The 22277-nt window shown below is 57.5% G+C and carries 24 protein-coding genes and 1 tRNA gene; 15 read left to right on the top strand and 10 right to left on the bottom strand.

All coding sequences use genetic code 11. The annotated features are described in order from the left end of the window. Window positions 1–45: 45 nt before the first annotated feature. Window positions 46–645 (top strand): hypothetical protein, encoded by a 600-nt coding sequence (locus QU481_RS10970; RefSeq protein WP_289830023.1) that lies wholly within the window; start codon window positions 46–48, stop codon window positions 643–645. 185 nt (window positions 646–830) lie between these two features. Here QU481_RS10970 and QU481_RS10965 read toward each other — a convergent pair whose 3' ends face one another. Further along, window positions 831–1025, bottom strand: coding sequence for a hypothetical protein (locus QU481_RS10965; RefSeq protein ID WP_289830022.1), 195 nt, complete (start codon window positions 1023–1025; stop codon window positions 831–833). Window positions 1026–1223: 198 nt separating this feature from the next. Continuing rightward, window positions 1224–1427: a hypothetical protein gene (locus QU481_RS10960; RefSeq protein ID WP_289830021.1), complete on the bottom strand. Its 204-nt coding sequence runs from the start codon at window positions 1425–1427 to the stop codon at window positions 1224–1226. A 684-nt stretch (window positions 1428–2111) separates the two neighbouring features. Here QU481_RS10960 and bamE point away from each other — a divergent pair. The 3 genes from bamE (at window position 2112) to QU481_RS10945 (ending at window position 3516) form a co-directional block, all read left to right on the top strand. After that, window positions 2112–2504 carry an outer membrane protein assembly factor BamE domain-containing protein gene (bamE, locus tag QU481_RS10955; RefSeq protein ID WP_289830020.1) on the top strand — a complete coding sequence of 131 codons (393 nt, stop codon included), beginning with the start codon at window positions 2112–2114 and terminating at the stop codon, window positions 2502–2504. Window positions 2505–2812: 308 nt separating this feature from the next. Continuing rightward, entirely contained in the window at window positions 2813–3193 is a 381-nt protein-coding gene (locus tag QU481_RS10950) for a hypothetical protein (protein ID WP_289830019.1), read from the top strand. 101 nt (window positions 3194–3294) lie between these two features. Then, entirely contained in the window at window positions 3295–3516 is a 222-nt protein-coding gene (locus QU481_RS10945; protein ID WP_289830018.1) for a hypothetical protein, read from the top strand. 797 nt (window positions 3517–4313) lie between these two features. Here QU481_RS10945 and QU481_RS10940 read toward each other — a convergent pair. Then, on the bottom strand, window positions 4314–4877 hold the full coding sequence (locus tag QU481_RS10940; protein ID WP_289830017.1) for a DUF4113 domain-containing protein: 564 nt from the start codon (window positions 4875–4877) through the stop codon (window positions 4314–4316). 704 nt (window positions 4878–5581) lie between these two features. Here QU481_RS10940 and QU481_RS10935 point away from each other — a divergent pair. The 4 genes from QU481_RS10935 to QU481_RS10920 all read left to right on the top strand — a co-directional run bounded on the left by QU481_RS10935 (window position 5582) and on the right by QU481_RS10920 (window position 10245). Further along, complete coding sequence (locus QU481_RS10935) at window positions 5582–6145, top strand: NADPH-dependent FMN reductase (protein ID WP_289830016.1); 564 nt, start codon at window positions 5582–5584, stop codon at window positions 6143–6145. Between the two features lie 140 nt (window positions 6146–6285). After that, window positions 6286–6684, top strand: a complete 399-nt coding sequence (locus tag QU481_RS10930) for an Hsp20/alpha crystallin family protein (RefSeq protein WP_289830015.1) — start codon at window positions 6286–6288, stop codon at window positions 6682–6684. Window positions 6685–6688: 4 nt separating this feature from the next. Continuing rightward, window positions 6689–9115: an endopeptidase La gene (lon, locus tag QU481_RS10925; RefSeq protein WP_289830014.1), complete on the top strand. Its 2427-nt coding sequence runs from the start codon at window positions 6689–6691 to the stop codon at window positions 9113–9115. A gap of 491 nt (window positions 9116–9606) precedes the next feature. Further along, a complete protein-coding gene (locus tag QU481_RS10920; RefSeq protein ID WP_289830012.1) occupies window positions 9607–10245 on the top strand; it encodes a phosphoribosyltransferase in 639 nt (212 codons plus the stop codon). 31 nt (window positions 10246–10276) lie between these two features. Here the strand turns inward: QU481_RS10920 and QU481_RS10915 are convergent, their stop codons facing one another. Beyond that, complete coding sequence (locus QU481_RS10915) at window positions 10277–10774, bottom strand: prolyl-tRNA synthetase associated domain-containing protein (protein WP_289830011.1); 498 nt, start codon at window positions 10772–10774, stop codon at window positions 10277–10279. Window positions 10775–11088: 314 nt separating this feature from the next. Between QU481_RS10915 and QU481_RS10910 the strand changes: the two genes are divergently transcribed. Continuing rightward, entirely contained in the window at window positions 11089–11763 is a 675-nt protein-coding gene (locus tag QU481_RS10910; RefSeq protein WP_289830010.1) for a ceramidase domain-containing protein, read from the top strand. A 288-nt stretch (window positions 11764–12051) separates the two neighbouring features. Here the strand turns inward: QU481_RS10910 and QU481_RS10905 are convergent, their stop codons facing one another. Further along, window positions 12052–12561, bottom strand: coding sequence for a hypothetical protein (locus QU481_RS10905; RefSeq protein ID WP_289830008.1), 510 nt, complete (start codon window positions 12559–12561; stop codon window positions 12052–12054). A 361-nt stretch (window positions 12562–12922) separates the two neighbouring features. Between QU481_RS10905 and QU481_RS10900 the strand changes: the two genes are divergently transcribed. Both QU481_RS10900 and QU481_RS10895 read left to right on the top strand, forming a co-directional pair. After that, complete coding sequence (locus QU481_RS10900; RefSeq protein WP_289830007.1) at window positions 12923–13279, top strand: PA2779 family protein; 357 nt, start codon at window positions 12923–12925, stop codon at window positions 13277–13279. 75 nt (window positions 13280–13354) lie between these two features. Then, window positions 13355–14329, top strand: coding sequence for a PA2778 family cysteine peptidase (locus QU481_RS10895; RefSeq protein WP_289830006.1), 975 nt, complete (start codon window positions 13355–13357; stop codon window positions 14327–14329). Window positions 14330–14397: 68 nt separating this feature from the next. On the opposite strand, the gene QU481_RS10890 is transcribed toward QU481_RS10895, so the two are convergent. Continuing rightward, on the bottom strand, window positions 14398–14874 hold the full coding sequence (locus tag QU481_RS10890; protein ID WP_289830005.1) for an aminoacyl-tRNA deacylase: 477 nt from the start codon (window positions 14872–14874) through the stop codon (window positions 14398–14400). A gap of 308 nt (window positions 14875–15182) precedes the next feature. Between QU481_RS10890 and QU481_RS10885 the strand changes: the two genes are divergently transcribed. Then, entirely contained in the window at window positions 15183–15395 is a 213-nt protein-coding gene (locus QU481_RS10885) for a DUF3460 family protein (protein WP_289830004.1), read from the top strand. Window positions 15396–15477: 82 nt separating this feature from the next. On the opposite strand, the gene QU481_RS10880 is transcribed toward QU481_RS10885, so the two are convergent. The 3 genes from QU481_RS10880 to QU481_RS10870 all read right to left on the bottom strand — a co-directional run bounded on the left by QU481_RS10880 (window position 15478) and on the right by QU481_RS10870 (window position 16670). Next, window positions 15478–15891: a hypothetical protein gene (locus QU481_RS10880; RefSeq protein ID WP_289830003.1), complete on the bottom strand. Its 414-nt coding sequence runs from the start codon at window positions 15889–15891 to the stop codon at window positions 15478–15480. A 137-nt stretch (window positions 15892–16028) separates the two neighbouring features. Then, window positions 16029–16113: transfer RNA gene (locus QU481_RS10875), tRNA-Tyr, on the bottom strand. A 173-nt stretch (window positions 16114–16286) separates the two neighbouring features. Then, a complete protein-coding gene (locus tag QU481_RS10870) occupies window positions 16287–16670 on the bottom strand; it encodes a hypothetical protein (RefSeq protein WP_289830002.1) in 384 nt (127 codons plus the stop codon). A 448-nt stretch (window positions 16671–17118) separates the two neighbouring features. Here QU481_RS10870 and QU481_RS10865 point away from each other — a divergent pair, with 448 nt between their 5' ends. Together QU481_RS10865 and QU481_RS10860 are read left to right on the top strand one after the other, a co-directional pair. Continuing rightward, window positions 17119–18924: an aminopeptidase P family protein gene (locus tag QU481_RS10865; RefSeq protein ID WP_289830077.1), complete on the top strand. Its 1806-nt coding sequence runs from the start codon at window positions 17119–17121 to the stop codon at window positions 18922–18924. A gap of 111 nt (window positions 18925–19035) precedes the next feature. Beyond that, complete coding sequence (locus QU481_RS10860) at window positions 19036–20547, top strand: AMP nucleosidase (protein WP_289830001.1); 1512 nt, start codon at window positions 19036–19038, stop codon at window positions 20545–20547. A 158-nt stretch (window positions 20548–20705) separates the two neighbouring features. On the opposite strand, the gene QU481_RS10855 is transcribed toward QU481_RS10860, so the two are convergent. After that, on the bottom strand, window positions 20706–21281 hold the full coding sequence (locus QU481_RS10855; RefSeq protein WP_289830000.1) for a hypothetical protein: 576 nt from the start codon (window positions 21279–21281) through the stop codon (window positions 20706–20708). Window positions 21282–21982: 701 nt separating this feature from the next. Here QU481_RS10855 and QU481_RS10850 point away from each other — a divergent pair. Beyond that, window positions 21983–22277: helix-turn-helix domain-containing protein (locus QU481_RS10850; RefSeq protein ID WP_289828410.1), on the top strand; the 295-nt coding region annotated here is incomplete at its 3' end.

Below are 22277 nucleotides of genomic sequence, written 5' to 3'. Positions count from 1 at the left end.
GCATCGCGGACAACTAACATTTTACGAATTTGAAAAGACATAGCCATGCTTGACATACTCAACCTCATGTTCCTGGGCGCCACGGTGCTTTCCAGCATTGTTCTTTATTCGGATGCGGACTATCCGGTGTACTCCACAATGGCCGAAATCAACTCGGTCACCGAGGTCAGTATGCACCGGGAGTGGTGGCGTGAGGATGGCAACGGCAAATGCCGTTACACCGGCCTAGTGGTGCCGTTCGTGCGAGACTGGGACCAAGTGAACAAAACTCGCAACACGGAAACGGTCATTCCGGCAGAGCCGAATAAAGTCGCCGGCCAAGCCATCATCCTTAACAAGAAGGTCTGCAACGGTAAACCGGATGAGGCAATCCTGCGGGGGGTCACAGCCTGGCGCGCAACTAAAATGCTCGAAAACTGGCAGTTCTATGCAGAGGACCTGACCGACTCGACGGAGGAAAACCGCCCGAAATGGTTCAAGCAGGTCATGCAGCGCATCCAGACTGTCGCAGCACAAGACGAGAAGGCTAATGCGTTTGTTGAGGCCACCGCACCGACGTTGGCCGCGATGGAAGAAAAAGACAACAAAAGGAAAGCAGACCCCGCAGCAGCTAGCGAACCGGTTCACTCGACCGCAGCCAACTAGGGCTGTTACTCCACCGCTCGCACCCCCTTGTAACCCGCTTCTAGCGAGCTGGCGAAATTAGTGTGCAGGTACGGCTGACGATGTAGCGCAAGGACGGCCGAAATCTCTCGCCCGACATGGAAGAAGCAACCCCGGTATCATCCAGTTGAATGGTGATACTGGGGTTGAGCAGGGTAGCCTAGATATCAGTTAGCTGGGGCTGTGGTGGCAACGGGTGCACTGGCTGTATCATAGACTTTCGCGGTTTTGTTTTCTTGAGCAGTCTTTAGGGCTGCGGCTGTGATATCCAGGAATGCCTTGGCCTTATCATCATGCTGAGCCACACGCTCGATGCGCTGTAGCACCTGGTTAAACCACTTTGGGCGGTCCTCTTCTTTCATCCCGTTTAGGTCTTGTGCACTAAGCTGAAGACCCCATTGGAAGCTGCCGTAATTCCGGTTAAGGGATGCCACTCGGAGGATAGCTTCGGGTGCTTTGCCGTCACAAAGTTTCTTATTGAAGATGAACGCATGGCCTGCGGTCTTGTCAGGTTCTGGCGGCAGTGCCTCATCGTGGTTCTTGTAGTGATTCTCTTCTTTCTAGTCGCGCACGAACGGCACCATCAGCCCAGTGTACTTGCACTGTTCATCCCTGTGCCATGAAACACGGTGAGTGACGACTTCGGTGACAGAGTCACGGTCTTCCGCCGTCTGATGAAGCGCGTAGTCGCCCTCGCTGACTACATTTATATCCATCATCGGAACGGCGGCAACAAACAGCAGATTAAATAGCTCGAATACCATGGTGTTTTCCTTTCAAAATCTTAAAAGAGGCTAGGCCTCGGTTTAGGTACCTTTCGCTATGGCCGTACCCGGTATAGTGTTGTGACCGTGAATATCACTGTTCCTAGCAGGCCTTATCCTCCGAGCGGAGGAACACAGCTTGGGAATTCTCATGAATTCCCACATGGTTTGAGAAATATCAAGAATGATGAGACATCGATAACAGGCTTCCATTGCTCCCGCATCCTGGTCTTTGGGCGTCAAACTCAAGTATCACACTCACGAAGGTATGGGCCTGCGCGCCCGCAGGGGGGGGGCGCCAGTGCGAGCCGTGGAGACTGGTTAATAGTTGCGGTAAAGCCCTTCACAGGCCCGCACGCCGGACTTGGCTACTGGCTTGACACATTGACAGTGTTTATGGCTTTGTCATTATGTATGGCGAGATTTCATCGCAGCTAAACGTAGGGCAGTCTGCTGTTGCGGGCGAGCGCAGCTTGGGAAGGTCATCCGTGTGCGAGAGATGGCGTCGCTATTGAGCACCAACTACGGCAAGGACTTCACGACCTCATTGGCCACCATTAACAACCCAGATGTATACTTATCAGAGTTTTTTATGCAAAATACTTATGCATTAATTTGCGCTAGTCAATAGCTTTTCTTCTATTGGCAGCATTATCTTAAACAAATTTTTATAACTGTTTTAATATGAAAAACACAAAATTTGCAGCAGCATTTGTTATCGCTATCTCGTTAGCTGGATGTGCGGGCACTGGCAGCAGCCAACTGAGAGCGGAATCTGAAACCTCTGTCGCTCAAAAAATACACGAAGGGAAAACATCCAAAAACGAAGTACGACAGATGTTCGGCTCACCAATGAAGACAACTTTTACTGAAGGCGGTTTGGAGGTATGGAACTATGAGTTCACGAAAATGTCTGGTGACGCTGTAAACTATATTCCTATTGTTAATCTATTGGGTTCAAGCACAAGCGGAAAAAAGAAAGAATTGGTAGTAATGTTTGACCAAGACAATATCGTAAAGCGTTACTCTATGAGCGAATCCGATGTATCTGTAAAGACTGGACTCTTCAATAACTGATTAGTCAACTAAGCAATTATATTGCAGCTTTACGTATCTGGAGTGGCCAGAGTTTTTATCCATAAAACGATGGCCATTCTAATTTGTATTTAATTTATGAAAATTTTTGGCTTTATTTAGGATTTCTTTCATAAATCAAATTTATTGTTCATCCATATTCTGATGGCATGAAAATTGCTCCACAAGAAGCGTAGTTTTTCTAAGATTTTCTGGCTGTCGAGGTTGACTCTGCCTTTATGAAACATAAGCGCTAGTGTGTACGGCCACAACACAAGTCAGAGTTATCGATACTACAAAAGGACATAACCATGCTGTTAGAACTGATTAGCCTCGTCTGGACTGCCGCTGTACCGATGATGGACATCACGTTGAGTTTCGAAGAATCGTACCCGTATCATATGGCTGCAGAAGAGCGTGAGACGGTCACCCCGGTGCGCCTGCTCCGCATATCCTGGCACAAGGATGAGCAGTGCACGTACACCGGAGTTATGGTCCCCTACGTACGGGATTGGGAGGAAGTTGTACACTACAGCAACCACGAAGAAGTCCGCCCACCTGAGCCGAACAAAACGGAAGGCCAAGGCATCATCCTCACCAAAAAACTTTGCGAAGGTAAGGCGCCAGAGTCGGTATTCCGCGTCGCTAGTACTAAGGTTTTCACTAGTAATGTCACTTCCAGTGTTTTGTAACATGCTGATTTTGTACACGTTGTAAAGCTGGTCAAAATGACGCTACAAGCTGAAAGGTTAGTAAGTCGGGCATCGGTTGGAGAATTCCGCAGGGAAACCAAGTGCATGCTGATGACGTAAATGGAATGAAGGTGGAAGACCGACCGAAGTGGTTCAACCAGGTTCTCCAGCGCATCGAGCGTGTAGCACAACACGATGACGCATCCAAAGCATTTCTTGCTGACGCAACGGAGAGCCTTAAAGCAATGCAAGTTGCTAAAGATAAAACCGTTGCCCGCGGCGTAGCTGCTAGTGAACCTGTAAGTAGTGTCCCGACGAACTAAATGCAGAACACTAAACCCAACTGCTCTGTCACTGCTCCGCCCTGACGTTGCCTGCGCATTCCGCGCCAGTACGTCGGGGCTTATTCTCCTGGCTGTTGCTCGGTTATCAGGTAAGATACTGGTATATGTTTACGAGCAGCAGCTATGGCCCAACATACTAAGGTTTTCACTAGTAATGTCACTTCCAGTGTTTTGTAACATGCTGATTTTGTACACGTTGTAAAGCTGGTCAAAATGACGCTACAAGCTGAAAGGTTAGTAACAACATTGCGACGCCCGTTCGGCGCTTTACCCGGGCAGATTTCACCGCGCTACGCTTTCGGTTGAACAAGATTCCGACGGCGCACAGCCTCAATAATGTCTACCACGAAGACGACCTTCTCGAGCACGACATCAATAGCGCTGCGCTCTGTCCTCAATGGTGACCGACCTGATTGTCCAGCTCACGACAAACTTCTGACTACGGAAGCCCTGCCCAGACCAAGGTCTAGCCTAGATAATGCGTTGGGTATCCACGTCATCGTCGACTTACCGGACGGGGTTGAGGAGGAGCTGGCTCGTCTCGAGAAAAAGAACCGGTCGAGGCTGAAAGCGCTGGGGCTTTAACCCCAGACTGAGGGTAGAGTCATGTCGTCCGATAGGAGTGCGGAGCGCCTGTCTGACAAAGGAGATGTGGGTTCGGTATCACGAAGTATCATCGAGTTAGAGAAGTAGTAAATTCGATTATACTTATTTATACTTGGGGCCGAATCCAACCTAGCTAAGATATCGGTGCAGACGATTCCGGCCGCAACAATTCAGCGGGCCGTTACGGTAGGCAGGTCGTCCCAATTGGTGGTGTACTTCGGAGAGCGGTGGCCGCACCGTTGATGCCATGGACGCGCCGGCCCGTCGGACAGCTGCTGCAGCGCCGTTCGCCCCAGTTGCCGATTACGCAGGTCGACCGCCTGCATCAGCGCGTCGGACAGCGCGTCGTCGCAAGGACCGAACAGGCTGCCTTGCAGATACCGTTTCGGCCGCAGTTCGGACAGCATCACCGCCGCTTTCTGGTAGCCGACACCGGGCCAATACAGCAGCTCCAACAGTTTCACCGCCCAGCCGGTCAGCACCCGCGTGTCGGAGCTGGGCTCCGGCAGCGTCACCATCAAGCCGTAATGGCACTGCTTATCATCCAGCCCGGTCAGTTTGGTGCGGAGGTAGAGGTGCACGGCCCCGGCCAGAGCGTCTTGCGCGCGCAGGTTGAGCGAGTCCCAGATGGTGTGGCCGAACGTCCGCCCGCACATGATTTGCTGCCGCTCGTGCACGGCCTGGTCGAGCCCCAGGCAGGCGATGCCCCTCAGCTCCAAAACCGTCCGCTTCAACGGCACCCTAAGCGCGCGCGGCGGCAACTTCTGGCTCCAGCGGCGCTGTAGTCGGGGAACTCGTCCCGCGGCGCGGGGCTGGCCCAAGACGGGGACAAGCGATGGGAGATGCAGGCTGAATCATGGTACGGTCGACACAGCTGGGTTTCTGTCATTCTAGACCGCCGGCGTGTCGCGGCAGCCTTCGACATCGTAATGCCTGCACACAGCCCCCATGCTATACCACCTGATGAGCGGCGGCAGACTGGACGAGTCACCCACCTCGGTACTGCGGCCCGCGCTCACTAGCGTCAGTAACCGAAGGGGCGTGTAATGCCAAAGGTAGCTCCTTCCGTTGTTTGTGGCCTCAGCTCAGGTCAATTTAATTATCGCGAAAATCAGCTCATCTTAATTTGAGAATCGAGCTACTTCATCCAGGAAAATGAGCTGTTTGGCGATTTTCGTTGAGGATATTCAGCAGTGACGGGGGCAGGGAGCTGCATCTCATTTATGCGGACTGGTTGTTAAATGAAACCTGGGCTGGCCAGAACTGGCGCGCTGCTTGGGAATAGTGATGTGTCAATACGCAAATTGATGTAGTGCCGGAGCGCTATGGTGTTGCACCAACTTAACGAAATTTACTAGCTAAACTTAATTTAACCCTCCTCAACTTTCATTTAACAATCTCCACTTCCCTGCAACGATACCGTTTCGAGGAGGTAGGCATGACACGCATCATCGGCATCTCGGGCAGCCTGCGCAAAGGCTCTTTCAACACCGCTTTATTGCGCGCGGCGGAACAACTGGCCCCGTCCGGCGTCGAGCTGGAAGTGGCCACGCTGCACGGCATCCCGCTCTATGACGGCGACGTCGAAGCGGCGACGGGTATCCCGGACGCAGTCGCAGCGCTCAAGATTGCGATCTCCCAGGCCGACGGCTTGTTGCTCGTTACCCCGGAGTACAACAACTCGATCCCTGGCGTGTTCAAGAACGCCATCGACTGGCTGTCGCGCCCGGCTGCCGACATCCCCACGGTGTTCGGCCAGCGTCCTGTTGCACTGCTCGGTGCCTCACCCGGTGGCTTTGGCACCATTCTCGCGCAGGAGGCCTGGCTTGGCGTGCTGCGCACGCTTGGCACCCAGCCGTGGTTCGGTGGCCGCCTGATGGTGTCCCGCGCCCATACCGTGTTCAACGAGCAAGGCGAGTTGACCGACGACGGCATCCGTCAGCAATTGGGCGACTTCGTGCGTCACTACGCCGAGCATATTGCCTCGATGCGAGCGGTGTAGCCCGTCGGCAGCAGCAAAGCCGGCTGAATGGAGGGGATGCGGCGATGTTTCCGTGTCTCATCATGAAGCAGCCTGCGAGCAGGGGGCCGAAGAGCCTTGGTCAACAAGCTGCATCTGCAAGCCGTGAAAGGATGCATGCAATGAGATCGCGTCATGTATCGCACTGGATTTGGGGCGATGCCCTATCGCTATTGGAAAAAGTGGAACTGCTACATAAGCGGTTCTCTCAATCCTGTGCCGGCAATCAACCCAGTTGGGAGCCGCCGGTGGACGTGGTGGAGAGCGAGAATGAAGTGATCCTCTATGTCGCTCTGCCTGGCGTATCTGCCACGACTCTTTCCGTCGTCCTTCGGCCCGATGGCGTGACCGTCTCTGGCCTTCGCAAGTTTCCTGCGGCACAGGCCATGCGCATACACCGCCTTGAGATTCCTTACGGAAAATTCGAACGCCATATCCCGTTTACGTTGCTATTTCTGGAACCTACCACCCAGGAATTTGAGGATGGTTGCCTTGTTTTGAGGTTTCGAAAGGTGAGGTAACACGATGAGTCGCGAGCCAACACAGCAAAGCAACAAGGCAGAAGAGGATAGCCAACATGCGCAAAGCGCCAGCACGCCTGTCACTTTACAAGCTGACATGGCGGAAAAACCCTTCCCCGAGGATGCGCTAATCATCATTCCCATGCACAACGCTGTGCTGTTCCCGGGAATCATGTCGCCTGTCACTGTCGGTCGCGCAAGTTCCGTTGCGGCAGCGCAAACCGCCGTGAAAAGCGAACGCCAGCTGGGGTTTCTCCTCCAGCGAGACCCAGAAAAAGCTGACGTTGGACCTTCCGATCTTTACTGGGTCGGCACTGCCGGGCCAGTCATTCGCTATATCACCGGAAAGGAGGGTGAACATCACCTCGTTGTACAAGGCACCTCCCGTTTTCAAGTACTGGCTTTTCTGGACGGCTGGCCTTTCCTGGTTGCCAAGGTGGCCATGATCGAGCAGCCGCATGTGGAAACCCCTGAGATAGAAGCACGGTTTCTGCAGCTCAAAGAGCGAGCCATCGAGGCTATCGGATTATCGCCCAATATGCCCGACGAATTGGCTGACGCGGTTCAAGCTATGGATTCCCCCGCCCAACTGGCTGACATGGTAGCCAATCTTGTCGATGCCAAGACCGAGGAAAAACAGGAAATTCTTGAAACGTTCGATCTCATGCGCCGCTTGGACAAGGTGATTACCTTGCTTGCCAAACGTATCGAGGTTCTCAAGATCTCGAAGGAGATCGGCGAAAAAACACGAGCAGAATTCGACGAGCGAGAACGGGAACATGTACTGCGAGAACAATTGCGGCAGATTCAGAAAGAACTGGGTGAAGACGAGGAGCTGAGGGCCGAGATTGATGACTTATATAATGCTATAGAAGCAGCAGGCCTACCTGAAGAGGTGTTCAAGCATGCTCAAAGAGAGATAAAGCGATTACAGCGCATGGGGGAAAACAGTGCGGAATACTCCATGCTGCGGACCTATCTGGAATGGTTGACAGAATTACCATGGAAGCAGGAACCACAGCCTTCCATCGACATCAAGGAGGCGCGGCAGATACTGGATGAAGAGCATTTTGGCTTGGAGAAGATTAAGCTCCGCATTCTCGAGTTTTTGGCCGTCCGCAAGCTCAATCCGGAGGGTAAGAGCCCGATTCTGTGTTTCGTCGGGCCTCCCGGCGTAGGTAAAACTTCGCTAGGGCAATCCATAGCAAGGGCCACGGGGCGCGTCTTCCAGAGGGTTTCATTGGGAGGGGTGCATGACGAGGCAGAAATTCGGGGCCATCGGCGCACCTATATCGGCGCGCTCCCCGGAAATATTATCCAGGCCATGCGTAAAGCGGGCACCCGTAATGCCTTGATCATGCTCGATGAGATCGACAAACTTGGCACGGGAGGCTACCAGGGCGACCCTGCCAGTGCACTGCTGGAGGTTCTCGATCCTGAGCAGAACAACAAGTTTCGCGATAATTATCTTGCGGTGGATTTTGACCTGTCACGCGTGTTGTTCATCTGCACGGCCAACGTACTCGAGACCATACCGGGTCCGCTTCGCGACCGAATGGAAATCATTCATCTTCCCGGGTACACGGAAGAAGAGAAAATCGAAATTGCACGGCGTTATCTGGTCAAGCGCCAGCTTTGCGCGAACGGGCTGACGGAAGAACAAGCCCACCTGACGAATGACGCCTTAGTTGCAATTGTACGAGACTACACCCGAGAAGCAGGGGTCCGCAGTCTGGAACGTGAAATTGGTTCTGCACTGAGACGCGTAGCGATGAATATCGCCGAAGGGCGGGCACAGCGCATGACGATCGATACACCCGATCTCTCCGCCATTCTTGGCCCCCAACGGTTTGAAAATGAAATGGCCTTGCGCGTCAGTGTTCCAGGCGTGGCCACGGGGCTTGCCTGGACTCCCGTTGGTGGAGACATCCTTTTCATAGAGGCCAGCAAGGTGCCTGGGAACGGACGGTTGATCCTGACGGGTCAATTGGGGGAAGTCATGAAGGAGTCTGCCCAGGCCGCGCTGACGTTGGCAAAGATATGGACTGGATATTCATTGGAAAAGAGCGACATCCATGTTCACGTGCCCGCCGGCGCAACCCCTAAGGATGGGCCGAGTGCCGGAGTAGCCATGTTCTTGGCGATACTGTCATTGCTCACGGGAAATCCTGTACGAGCAGATGTAGCCATGACCGGTGAGGTCAGCCTTCGCGGCCTTGTCTTGCCGATTGGCGGTGTCAAAGAAAAAACGCTTGCCGCACTTAGAGCGGGAATCCAGATCGTGATGTTGCCCAGGCGTAATGAGAAAGATCTGGAAGATGTGCCACCTGAGGCGAGGGACAGGCTCACCTTTGTTTTATTGGATCGAGTGGAAGATGCAGTCCACTATGCAATCGGCGATCTCCACCCTATTCAGGTCAGTGAGGAGTGATGAAATATTTCTAGGGTGTAGTCTACTTATGCAGACGAAGCCAAATTGTTAATTCGATATTTAGGCTAACAAAACGAAGTTTCTGCGAAGCTAAAATCCAGCGAAGCGGTTTCGGCAAGGCGCGTTGTCGCAGACAGTACAGGTAGCGTAACATTGCTTCGGCTCGTGATAGGCTGAACAAGTCGGAATCCGAGTACCGCCAAGATGGCATCCTATGTATCAAAAAGCGATGACACATGCTTCCTGATAGCAAACAAACGCCCCGCTTATCGGGGGGGTGTCCATTATGGTGGCTCAAAGGCTCAACTAAGCATTCCAAGCAAAGAGCAATAGTGCCCCCTGTCACACATGGGTTTTTGCGGTCGTCAAAGCAGCACAAATGGGAGGCGATGGCTGGATAGATCGGGTTTGCGTTGCACCGGTTGGGCTCACGCCACGGCAGGGCTACGCTGTAAGCGCGGGGGCGTTTCCCCCATGTTGGAGTTTGTTTCATGTTTACCGATCGCATCCATGCCGCCCGACTGCTGGCCAAGCGGCTCGCTACCTATCGTTCCAGCCATCCGCTGGTGCTAGCCATCCCACGCGGAGCAGTGCCAATGGCCGAGCTGATCGCGAACGAGCTTGACGGCGATCTCGACGTGGTACTGGTGAGGAAGCTCGGCGCGCCGTTCCAGCCCGAACTCGCCCTCGGTGCCATCGACGAAACCGGCCATATCACGCTCAACGACTTTGCCGGGCAGATAGGGCTCGACAAGAGCTATATCACCAATCTGGCCCGCACCGAACTGGCCGTGTTGCACGAGCGTCGTTGCCAGTATTCGGACCGGCCACCGCTGGCGGTGGCCGACCGCACCGTGATCGTGGTCGACGACGGGCTGGCAACGGGCGCCACGATGATTGCAGCGCTGACCGCACTGCGTGCGCAGAAGCCGGCCAAATTGATCTGCGCGGTGCCGGTGGCTCCACCGGACACGCTCCATCGGGTGGCTCGCCTTGCCGACGAAGTGGTGTGCCTCGAGGCACCGATCGGTTTTCAGGCGGTGGGGCAGTTCTACCTGTCGTTTCCGCAAGTCGACGACGAGGAAGTCATCGCGATACTGAAGGCACGTCCCGTGCAGGACCAGGCATAAGAGCATGGTCTACCAGTCACGGCCCTCTTGATCATGCGGCCCGCTGCGGCACGGGGATCACCCGTGGCGGGTGGCCGGTCAACTCGAGAAAGCGCATCAGCTCGGCGCGGGGAACCGCGAGCGTCTCGGTATTGACCAGGGGGTGACACAGGATCGCATCCGCCTGCCACAGCGAGGCGTCGACAACCACGTCGACTGCGCCGGCACGGTCGTTGAGCACGGCGAGCAGCGTCACCGAGCCCGGCTCCAGGCCCAGATAGCGGTGCAGGCGTTCCGGCGAAGCGAAGCGCAGCCCCTTCACGTCCAGTTCTTGCGACAGCGCTTTCAGATCCACCGTCGCTTCGGCGGGTACCGCCACCAGCAGGTGACGCATACCCTTGCCATCGCACAAAAACAGATTCTTGGTTTCCGCACCTGGCATGTCGGGACAGAGCTGGCGTGCCTCTTCGCAGGTGTATACCGGCGGGTGCTCGAAGCGCTGGTAGGTAAGGGCATGCTGATCGAGGAAAGCGTAGAGAGCGTGTTTCATTCTTGCAGCCTAACATGGACAGTTGTGTCGGTAATCATGCAATTTGATTTAGTTTGTAATATGCCAACGGTAAGGTTTGCAGAGCCCGCGGCACCTGCGCTGACGGGCTCAAGGGCTTGTTGCAAGTAGCGCCTAAGCGCCGCTAACAAAACGAAGTTTCTGCGAAGCTAAAACCCAGCGCAGCGCTCCCGGCTAGGCGCGCCGACGCAGACAGTACAAGTAGTACGGCAAGGAGTCGCGATATTTGTTAGCGGCACTAAAGTCCGGCAATGCCGGCGGATTATTGGTACAGACTCAATCAATGAGGACATGTCGTGGCCTATATCCATCTTTACTGCGAGCGTCTGGCTCCCGGGTTGCTCGGGGAGCCGGTCAATACCCTGACCAATCTGGCTTTTTTTGCTGCGGCGTGGTTGGTCTGGCACCGGACCGAGCAAGCCGGCGCATGGCGCAACCGCAGCCGCCTTCTGGCGGGGCTCATCGCGCTGATCGGCGCCGGCAGCTTCACCTTCCACGCCGTCGCCACCACTTGGGCCGAATGGCTAGACGAGTTGCCCATCCTGTTGTTCCAGCTGGTCTTTCTGTGGTGTTACGGGCGTGACGTTCTAGGCTTTCGGCGCGTCGTCGCAGGGTTGGGGTTGGTGGTGTTTCTTGCGCTGGTCGTGCAGGCCGGCCACTACCCGGCACTGCTGAACGGTTCGCTCGCCTATTTCCCTGCGTTGTTGGTGCTGCTGGGCATCGGGGCTTATCACGGCCTGACGCAACGGGCTGGTGCACGACTGTTTCTCGCCGCAGGGGGTGTGTTCGTGGTGTCGGTGTTCTTTCGCAGCATCGACATGGCCGTTTGCCCGAGCTTTACGCTGGGTACGCACTTTCTGTGGCACCTGCTCAATGCGGCGGTACTGGGGCTGTCGGCGCTGGGGTTGCTGGATAATGTGATGGAGGAGGAGCGCAAGCTTGGCCTTATCCCGGATGAGGTGAGGGCCTGAACCTGTTCACGATCTCGCGAACGAAGGGTCAGCCAAGGCGACTTGACGCGAAACAGCGGAATGTACATGGAGTACATGAGCATGTTGAGTGGCATTTCAACGCAGGATCACCCGAGTGCAGCAGATCGTGAACAGGTGCTGACAAGCGGGGCGGCATTTACGGGCCCCGGAGAAGCAGGAACTTGCCGTGCGACCGCAGGCAGAATAGATCCACCCGCCTTCCTCTCGAAGAACTGAGTGCGTAAAAAAGCCCGGAAGGCTTCCGGGCTTAGGTTGGTGGCTAGAGGGTCAGGCCAAGGCTGATCCGCTGCGGTCTTCTTCCTTCGCTTCCATCTTCAGGTAGGCATCCGCCATCACGATACCGAATATCACGTGTGCGATCAGCGTGATCCAGCCACGCGCTTCGGCAAACCACGGGAAGAACGAAGTCATGCCGTAAAAGTTGAACAGATACACGGCCAAGCCGAACACTGCGCCCACTGCCGAGGCCATGCCCCAGCTCGAATCGAAATGGAACGGTGCCATGATCAGGCCGAGGATCAGCCCCATGGCAATGGCCAGCACGAAGTGAACGATCAATGCCGTCACGACGATGGCGAAACTGAACGAGGCAGGCGACGCCAACGCTCCCGAACCCATCACGATAGCGGCGATCATGTGTGTCGGTGCCCATAGGCCGGCCCCCGACAGGGCCGAGGCCATCAGGTCTAGCACCAGGAACACCACCCCACCGGCGACACCGGCCATCGCGGCCGCCCGCCAGTCAGGCAATCTGTGCGCCCATTGATGCGATTGCATGTGTAGATCCATGGCAGCTCCTTTCCGCGTTCAGCCGATAGCGGCACACAATCCGATTGATTTGACAGAAAAAAATGGGAAAAGTGCGACGGCAAGCCCGTTGGATGTCGCGCCAAGCCTGTCGACGGGGTGGTGATTCTAGTGGGCTGTTTCTAAGCGATTTTCTTCAGTGGCTGTATATTCCGAGTAGGAGGCTGGTTTACTGCCGGCTTGCCGTTCAAGACTTAGCGCCGCCAACAAAACCCTTCCAGGTTTGTTACGCTGCCTTGCCGTACCACTTCTGTACTGCCTGCGGCAGCGCACCTGGCCGAAACCGCTTCGCAGAAACTTCGTTTTGTTAGCGGCTCTTATGGGAGGCGTGATGAAAACTTCCCTGATGGGCTATATGGGTAGCGTCGCACTCGCAACGTGTCTGGCGCTACAACCCATGCAGGCGTCTGCTGAGATGATCTCCACGCAGGACGTTGCCACGGTACAAAAGATCCAGGCCGATCGAGAAAAGGTCCGCAGCTTTCTCGATAGGGCGGCGGTCAAGGAGAAGCTGCAGGCCATGGGCGTACAGGCTGCCTTTGCCAAGAACCGCGTTGATGTCTTGTCCGATAGTGAAGTGGAGTTGCTAGCACAGCGGATTGACTCACTGCCTGCCGGCGGCTCCTTGAGCAGTACCGACATCATTATTATTTTGCTGGTGGCCATCTTGGTTGCTGTGGCCGTCTAAGCGAATAGCGCTGTTTATGCGAAATCGTCCCTTGAAGGGATCACTTTGTCGTTGATTCGGCCGTTGGGTATCCTGATGCGAACAGCACTCGGCGTGTTGCTGATTGGTCTTTTACTGCTGCTCGTCGGGTGCGCTACGCCGCCGCAGACGGCTGCCTTACTGGCCCTACGTCCAGCCGGGCTGCCGGAAAGGGTGGAACTTACCAATGTGCCGTTCTTCCCTCAGGTCGCCTATCAATGCGGCCCCGCCGCGCTTGCAACGGTACTGGTACACGCTGGGGTTCTGACAACGCCGGAGCAATTGACCCCGCAGGTGTATCTGCCGGAACGCAAGGGCTCGCTGCAAGCAGAACTGCTAGGGGCTACCCGCCGCTATGGCATGGTCGCGTATCAAGTAATGCCAACACTGGAGGCGGTGCTGCGCGAGGTGGAGGCAGGCGACCCTGTGCTAGTGCTACAGAACCTACGCCTCAAGAGCCTGCCGCAATGGCATTACGCGGTGGTGGTCGGCTATGACTTGGCGAGCGCCCGGCTGGTGCTGCGCTCAGGCGACATGGAGCGGCTGGAGCTGCCATTGGCCCAGTTCGAGCGCAGTTGGGCGGATGGAGAACGCTGGGCTGTTGTCGTGCTGCCGCCGGAGCGCCCGCCGGCGACGGCCACAGAGGCCGCCTATCTGGCCGCTGTCACTGCGTTGGAGCGCATCTCCCCGACGGCGGCACAGCGCGCCTACCAGACGGCGCTGACACGCTGGCCTAACAGCTTGGTGGCGTATATCGGCTTAGGCAACAGCGCCTACGCGCAGAAGGACCTCAATGGCGCCGAGCGCGCCTATCGGCAGGCGATCGCGGCCCATCCGGATGCAGGCGACGCCTGGAACAATCTCGGTCAAGTCTTGGCCGACCAGGGGCGCCGAGCCGATGCCTTGGCCGCAGTAAGGCGGGCGATCGAACTAGGCGGGCCACATCTTGAGCAGTATCGGCGGACACTCAGCCAGATCACGAGCCACGCAGCACCAAGGCTGCAGTCCCCGTTTGGGCCGGGGGTGCCATAAAATGAAAACCGCCGCATTCCCAGAAGGCTGCGGCGGTTGGCGAGTCCCGGCATGCCGGGGAAATGCGGTCACATATGCCGACTGAACTGGCGGCGCTCAGCGCCAGCCATCAGTTTCATGAACGACTCGGTACTCAGGTGGATCAGTTCCTTGTGGTCACCCGCTTCGAAGTACAGGTCGGACTGACCCAATAGCGACTCGTCGACATAGGTGGTCATGCCACTTAAAGCCGCCGCAACTGGTGGCGGGATCGCACCCAGTTCGCAGTCCCTGAACAATTCGCTCAGCTCTTCCTCGCAAGCCAGACGCAGGGTCCGCCCGGTGTCGCGACTCAACGTAGACAGCATCACGTGACGGGTCGCCGGCAACACCGCCGCGACATAGCCTCCTTCGTCTTCCAGTAGCACGGTCTTGGCCAGGCGGTCGCCCGGAATGCGGGCAAGCTCGGCAGTTTCCATGCTGTACTGGCTGGTTGGGTGCCACGCCACGTCGTACTCGATGCCCGAGCGATTCAAGCAGTCGGATAGGGTCGATGCAATAGCCATGATGGGCCTCCTTCATCCATTGAGGCATCCCGACACAGCCTCGGTCGGCATGCCCCACGAGGCGCCATCCGCGTCAAACTGCACCGCAATCGACACCTCACTTCAGGATAGCCGCTGAAAGCCGTACTGCTGCTGGCTTGGATACTCGGCAAACTGTGGCGTGAGCCATATACAGATTGTCGCATCGGCACCGCAATCTCTTGCACTATCTCACTGATTATTGGCAGGAATTGTCGGCGGTCAGCGGCTATCCTAATGGGGAACGATGCTCTGGCCGGCCGACTGGCCAGCGGTGGGAGGATAGTGCGATGCGTACCGTGCAGAAGGCGTATCGGCCGGGATATGGCGGCTATGTTTCGGAGTTCACGCAGTTCATGAACCACTATATGGAGGAGCATCCGGAAGTGGTCAGCGATCAGCACAAGGGCTGGTATCTGCTATGGGACCACAAGCTCGATCCGGAGGACCCGGAACAGCCTAAGCAGGATAGCGTGCCGATCAAGGGCTACGATTATTTTTGATGGTGTCTACGGCTAGGGGCCGATTGCACCTTTTACCATTCGGCCAACCTCCGAGGTTGGCCGAATGCTGTGAGTCACGGGTTTAGACCTTGGGAGCCTTCGGCGTGATCAGTGCCTGGTACTCGCGTAGCACCGCATCAGTCTGGCGTTCCACCTCTCGCAACGCCTCCGCCTGCGACCAAGCGGAGAAATCCATCCCCGCATCCAGCGCCTGCAGGGCACGCCGAGCGGCGGTACACAGATCCACCGACGCATTGAAGTCAGCCGGGCTCAGCACCTTGCCATTGCGGATTTTGCGGTAATACACGCTGGCCATCTGGGCGTACTGGCGCGCCGTCTCGTGTTCGGCGAACTCCCCCGATTTGTCCATCACGGCAAACAGCTGCATCACCGCCTGACAGGCCGCCTCAGCCAGCACGAAACGTTTCAGTTCAACGGTCTTGGCGATCTGGCCCGGTTTGGCGGTCTTGGATTTTTTTGGTTTGCTGTTGGCCATGCGTTCTTCCTGTGTCGCAGCAGTTGCGGCAGCGTCAATCGAGAAGGGGATTTTACCCGAGCCGTTGGCTGTGCGATCAAATCCCGATTTGCAAAACAAAAAGCCCGAACATCAAGTTCGGGCTTTTTGCTGAATACTGGTGGAGGGAGAAGGATTCGAACCTTCGAAGGCAGAGCCGTCAGATTTACAGTCTGATCCCTTTGACCGCTCGGGAATCCCTCCAGAAGAGGAGGCGAATAATATCCGGGTTAAACGGGGCCGTCAAGCAGCTAGAACACTCTTTTTTAGGAGGCGGGCATAAACATGACCCCCCCCGCAGTTAGGCGTTGAGCCTTGAACAAGATTCGGTGCAACGTCTGCGGCAAGGCGACGCAAACGCTGCAGCAGCATGCTGGTTAGCGGCGGTTACTGCGAGTTATCCAGAATCGCCACGGCCTGGTCCCATAGCGCACCACATGGCCGCTATTCGTCTGTAGCCATTTGCGCGCCGTCGCTTCATCCGGAAACCAATTGGTTTCGAAATCGCCATACGCGCCATTGTCGAAGCGGTAACGGTCGAGCAGCGCAGCTGGGCAATGATCGATCTGCCGCTTGCAGCTTTCCCAATTGGCAAAACCAAGCTCGATCGCCAAGGTATGTAGCACATGCTTGAGGCGCAGTGTTTCACGTTGCAAATAGAGCTCGGTCAGTTTCTGCTGTGGCACTACGCGCGCGGCCAGGACTCGGCGCAGTATCGGCAACGCGCGACTAGGTCGATCGTCGCGGATGTTGCGCAGCAAGCGGCGCGCATGGTGGCGCAAGAATTCGCTATTGGCGCTGGTAGGGGCTGGGGTAGGGGATGCGGACCACATAACGTTCCTTTCCTGTCGCCGTTCTCGCTGCGGCTTGAGGGTGACGTTCGTGCAGTCAACCAGATGGGCAAAACCTTGGCAGGTGCGGAGACTTTCGCGAGAGCGGGCCCCCTGCCGGTGCCCGATCGGAATATTAATTCCTTGAATGCAAAGGCGCAATCGCAGCGCAGTGCCTTCGTCACAGGGTGGAACAGCTGCATGCCTAAAGGGTCACATTGTCGTACAAGATTTATTCGAATAAGGTGTCGGTGAGCAATACCATTGCCATGAGTCGAGTCGTTCCGTCTCCCGAATTGTTGATCGGGCGGGACCCAGACAGGCAAACTGATGCCACCACAAGTGGCGACCCTAAAAATCCTACCCGGACTCATACATGATGACTGTTACCCACAGCCCCATCCCCGAGCGTCTTTCCCGCCTGCGCCAAGCCATGCAGGCTCATAACGTGGCCGCCTGTTTCATCCCGTCGGCCGACCCGCACCTGTCCGAATACCTGCCGGCCCGCTGGCAGGGACGGCGCTGGCTGAGCGGTTTCACCGGCTCGGTCGGCAACCTGATCGTCACCGCCGATTTCGCCGGATTGTGGGTGGACAGCCGCTACTGGGAGCAGGCCGCTGTGGAGCTGGCCGGCACCGGAATCACCATGATGAAGACCACCTCGGCGGGCAGCGTCGTCTACATCGACTGGTTGGCCGAAAGCCTGCCGGCCGGCGCCATGCTGGCCGTCGACGGCGCGGTACTGGCGCTGGAATCCAGCCGCGCACTGCGCACATCGCTCGCGACCGCCGGCGTAACGCTGCGCACCGATCTCGACCTGCTGGACCAAGTTTGGGCCGAACGCGCCGGCCTGCCCGGCGCGCCGGTGTACGAGCACCTGCCGCCGTACGCAACGGTGAGCCGTGCCGACAAGCTCGCCCACGTTCGTCAGGCGATGCGCTCCGCCGAGGCCGACTGGCATCTGTTGTCGACGCTCGACGACATCGCCTGGTTGTTCAACCTGCGCGGCAGCGACGTGAACTACAACCCGGTCTTCCTCGCGCATGCGCTGGTGGGTGACGCTGAGGCGACGCTATTCGTCGCACCGGGTGCCGTCGATGCCGCGTTGGCCGAACGCCTGGCCGGCGACGGCGTGCGGGTAGCGGACTATGCCGACGCGGCGGTCGCACTGGCCGCGCTGCCGGCAGGCAGCACCTTGCTGATTGATCCGCATCGCGTGACGCTGGGCCTGGTCGAAGCCGTGCCCGAAGCGGTCACCCGCATCGAGGCGATCAACCCGTCGACGCTTGCCAAGGCGCAGAAGACCGGCGATGAGGCGGCGCACATCCGCGTGGCGATGGAGCAGGACGGCGCGGCGCTATGCGAATTCTTCAGCTGGCTCGAACAAGCTCAGGCCGCCGGGCAACGCATCACCGAGCTCGACATCGACGAACAGATCACCACCGCCCGTGCACGCCAGCCGGGCTTCGTCTGCCCGAGTTTCGGCACCATCGCCGGCTTCAACGCCAACGGTGCGATGCCGCACTACCACGCCACGCCGGCAAGCCACGCGGTGATCGAGGGGCAGGGCCTGCTCTTGATCGACTCGGGCGGCCAGTATCTGTGCGGCACCACCGACATCACCCGCGTAGTACCGGTGGGCGAGCCCAACGCCGAGCAGAAGCGCGACTTTACGCTGGTGCTCAAGGGAATGATCCAGCTCACGCAGGCGCAATTCCCGGCCGGCACGCGCAGCCCGATGCTCGACGTACTGGCCCGCGCGCCGATCTGGGCGGCCGGCGTCGATTACGGCCACGGCACCGGCCACGGTGTGGGCTATTTTCTGAATGTGCATGAAGGCCCGCAAAGCATCGCCATCCTGCGCAGCCCCGATGAGCACACCGCGATGCTACCCGGAATGGTGACCTCGAACGAGCCCGGTCTCTATCGCCTTGGCCAGTGGGGCGTGCGCATCGAGAACCTGCTGCTCAACGTACCGGCGACCAGCACCGGCTTCGGCGATTTCTTGAAGTTTGAGACGCTGACCCTGTGCCCGATCGACACCCGCTGCGTCGATCTTGCGCTGCTGCGCGAGGACGAACGCGCTTGGCTTAACGATTACCACGCCGAGGTGCGCCGCCGCCTGGCACCGCGCGTTCAGGGCGAGGCACTGGCCTGGCTCACGCGTCGCACCGAAGCGATTTGACCCGGCGGTAGCGGTCTTGTCTGCGCTGTCGACCTTATCCATGCGGAGAAGTCGGCGGTGCGGACGGGGCGGGCCGCCCCCCAGACTACATACGCCAAGATTGGAAGCCGCATGATAAAGAACCGAACCATGCCTTACCTGCCGGACTATATCGCCCCCGCCCATTTCACCGACCCGGCCTTGGCGCTTGCCCAAGTGCAGCGCATCTACGATAGTGGCGTGGCTCACCTGCGCGCGGCGATGCACGATTTCGTCGCAGGCGAAACGCTGCCCGGCCATGCGCGCGCCTGCTATCCCTATGTGCGGGTCCAGACCGACACGGTGGTGCGTTTCAACGCCGCCGACCGGCCCAGTCTGAGCTACGGTTTCGTCGCCGGTCCTGGCCGCTTCGAGACCACGCTGACCCGGCCCGACCTGTTCAGCGACTACTACCTGGAACAGTTCGAGCTGCTGCTGGCCAGCCACCAGGGCGAACTGGAAATCGGCACTAGCACCCAGCCCATCCCCTTGCATTTCTCGTTTGCCGAGAACGAGCACATCGAAGGCGGCCTCGGCGCCGAACGCCGCCTACTGATGCACGACATGTTCGACCTGCCGGACCTGTCGGCGATGGACGATGGCATCGCCAACGGCACCTATGAGCCGAAGCCGGGCGAGCCGCAGCCTCTCGCGCTGTTTACCGCGCCGAGGGTCGATTATTCGCTGCACCGGCTGCGCCATTACACTGGCACTGCGCCGGAACATTTCCAGAACTTCGTGCTGTTCACCAACTACCAATTTTATATCGACGAGTTCGTGCGACTAGGACACGAGGCGATGAGCGACCCGAACAGCGAGTACATCGCCTTCGTCGAACCAGGTAACGTCATCACCCGCCGCAAAGGATTGTCGGCCGAGGAGGGCGACGAATTGGGCAAGGCACTGCCGCGCCTGCCGCAGATGCCGGGCTACCATCTGATCCGCGCCGATCACAGCGGCATCACCATGGTCAATATCGGCGTCGGCCCAGCCAACGCCAAGACCATCACCGACCACATCGCGGTGCTGCGCCCGCACGCTTGGATCATGCTCGGCCACTGCGCCGGCCTGCGCAATTCCCAGCAGCTGGGCGACTATGTGCTGGCACACGGCTATGTGCGCGAGGACCATGTGCTCGACGAGGATCTGCCGCTGTGGGTGCCGATCCCGGCGCTGGCCGAGATCCAGGTGGCGCTGGAAACCGCGGTGTCGGACGTCACCGAAATCAGCGGGCCCGAGCTCAAGCGCATCATGCGCACCGGCACCGTCGCGAGCACCGATAACCGCAACTGGGAACTGCTGCCGGACAACCGTCCGCAGCGCCGTTTCAGTCAGAGCCGTGCGGTGGCACTCGATATGGAAAGCGCGACGATCGCGGCCAACGGCTTCCGCTTCCGCGTGCCTTACGGCACCTTGTTGTGCGTCAGCGACAAGCCACTGCACGGCGAGATCAAGCTGCCGGGCATGGCCAACCATTTCTATCGCGAGCGGGTTGACCAGCATCTGCGCATCGGTATCCGTGCGATAGAGCTGCTACGTGAACAGGGCCTTCAACGGCTGCACAGTCGCAAGCTGCGCAGCTTCGCCGAGGTGGCTTTTCAGTAAGCCTGAAGGGAGGCCTCAGAGTCGGGGCGGAACGCGCAGGGTGTCCCGCCGCATGTGACCCCGTGATGGCTCTTTCACACCACGGCGTAGACAGAAGCCCCCTTGAAAGGGTGGGCGACTCGCCGTGGTGCACTTTCTTGTTTTTGGGATGCGATTCCCTAATGACTCATGTCACTACTGCCGCTTCGCAGCAGTTCGGCTCTGATGAACGATGTATCGGCCACGTGCCAGGTGTTTCGGATATGGTCAAGATCTCTCTGCTGCTCGTCGCGAAGCTGCAGTTCAGGCAGGAATGACAGGTCAGCCATGATATTGCCGAGGTAGACGGTTTCTCCGGCTTTTACCTCGAACGGTGCATTGACCCCGTAATGCTTCACATGGGTTGTGCTGTCGCCGGTGTCCTCGCCCCAGCGCGTCCAGGCATCGCTGATCTGGTAGCGCCCCGGCGCCAGCGTTAGCAGTATCACCTTACCCTCTGTGGGCGCCATGCCCTGGTCGCTATAAAGCGTGTCGGTGACGAAGTTGGCGCGGGCGATACCACTGCTGCCGTTATCAAGACCATACCAGTGGACTTCAAGCGTCCCGTTATCCGGGACAATTGCACGGGCAGTTAGCGAGACAATGGCGTAGCCTTGCCCAGGGGGCGGGGTCAGGCTGCCTTGAATGGACGGGTTCGCGTTGGAAAAGCCAGCCACTAACAACAAGGCGGCGGTCGATAATAGGGTGTGTCGCATAGCACTCCTCCTTACCGAGGTCCGGTCGGGCCGGCGCGGCGCGCCGGGCATCGAACCATCCTCAAGCCGATCCTTGGGCTCGGCTTGAGGATGGCGGCTTGGTTGGATTGAATTTGGCCAAGCTCGGCCGTGGGATAAGCGCCGTTATCAAAACTCAGTGAGGCGGCCTGGGGGCTAGGCGTGTGATTGCAGATGGCAAAAATAGTGCGCCAAGGCCGCATAACAATGCCAAGGGGTTTATAAGTCGGTGGGGGTTGCTGTTACGCCATGCCCGAGCAGATAACTGAGCAATCTATGAGGTGTGTTACGTAATAACTTGATTCGTCGCTATTTTATTCCCACTTTTTCGCAGCCGACTCGCACTGTTTTGCAGTGCTACTACTTCTATAAACCTTGCTGCCATAGTCTAGTAGCGACCTCGAAGCCGTCCAGTCTGCTCTACGTGCCTTTCGGCGTCTGCCTACTCGGCGACAAACAAACCATGCAAAGGTAATGCGGTCAAGTTATTAAAAATACGCTCCTAAAGCCGTCCAAATAAATAATTGGGCAGCACATTCTCATTACAAAGGGTGTCCAAGGCAATGAAAGTAATATCTCGGCATGTTGACTTATCAGGCTGACTAATTTTTTTGATTGTCAATGTGGCTAGGCTATTACTAACCTTTTAGAAAGTAATGCCATTTCATGTGATAATTTTCTTCATGAAATGCAAACGAAACTCTGACGCCCGCGGGATTGACCACCACACCCTCCAGGTCATGCGCCAGCAAGCCGTCAAGGCGATTCGAGAGGGCCAATCGGTGCAAAGCGTAGCAGCCGCCTACGGTGTCAACCCGCGCACGGTGTTTCGCTGGTTAGCAGACTTTGCCAATGGCGGCCAAAACGCCCTGCTGGCCAAGCCGATCCCGGGGCGTCCACCGAAGGTGACGGCCGATGAGATGAGCTGGCTGGCCAAGGCGGTGAAAGACAATACGCCGCAGCAGTTCAAGTTCGAGT

This window comes from Crenobacter oryzisoli (genome assembly GCF_030385785.1).
GTDB lineage: Bacteria > Pseudomonadota > Gammaproteobacteria > Burkholderiales > Chromobacteriaceae > Crenobacter_A > Crenobacter_A oryzisoli.
This window is presented reverse-complemented; position numbering and strand designations above follow the sequence as displayed.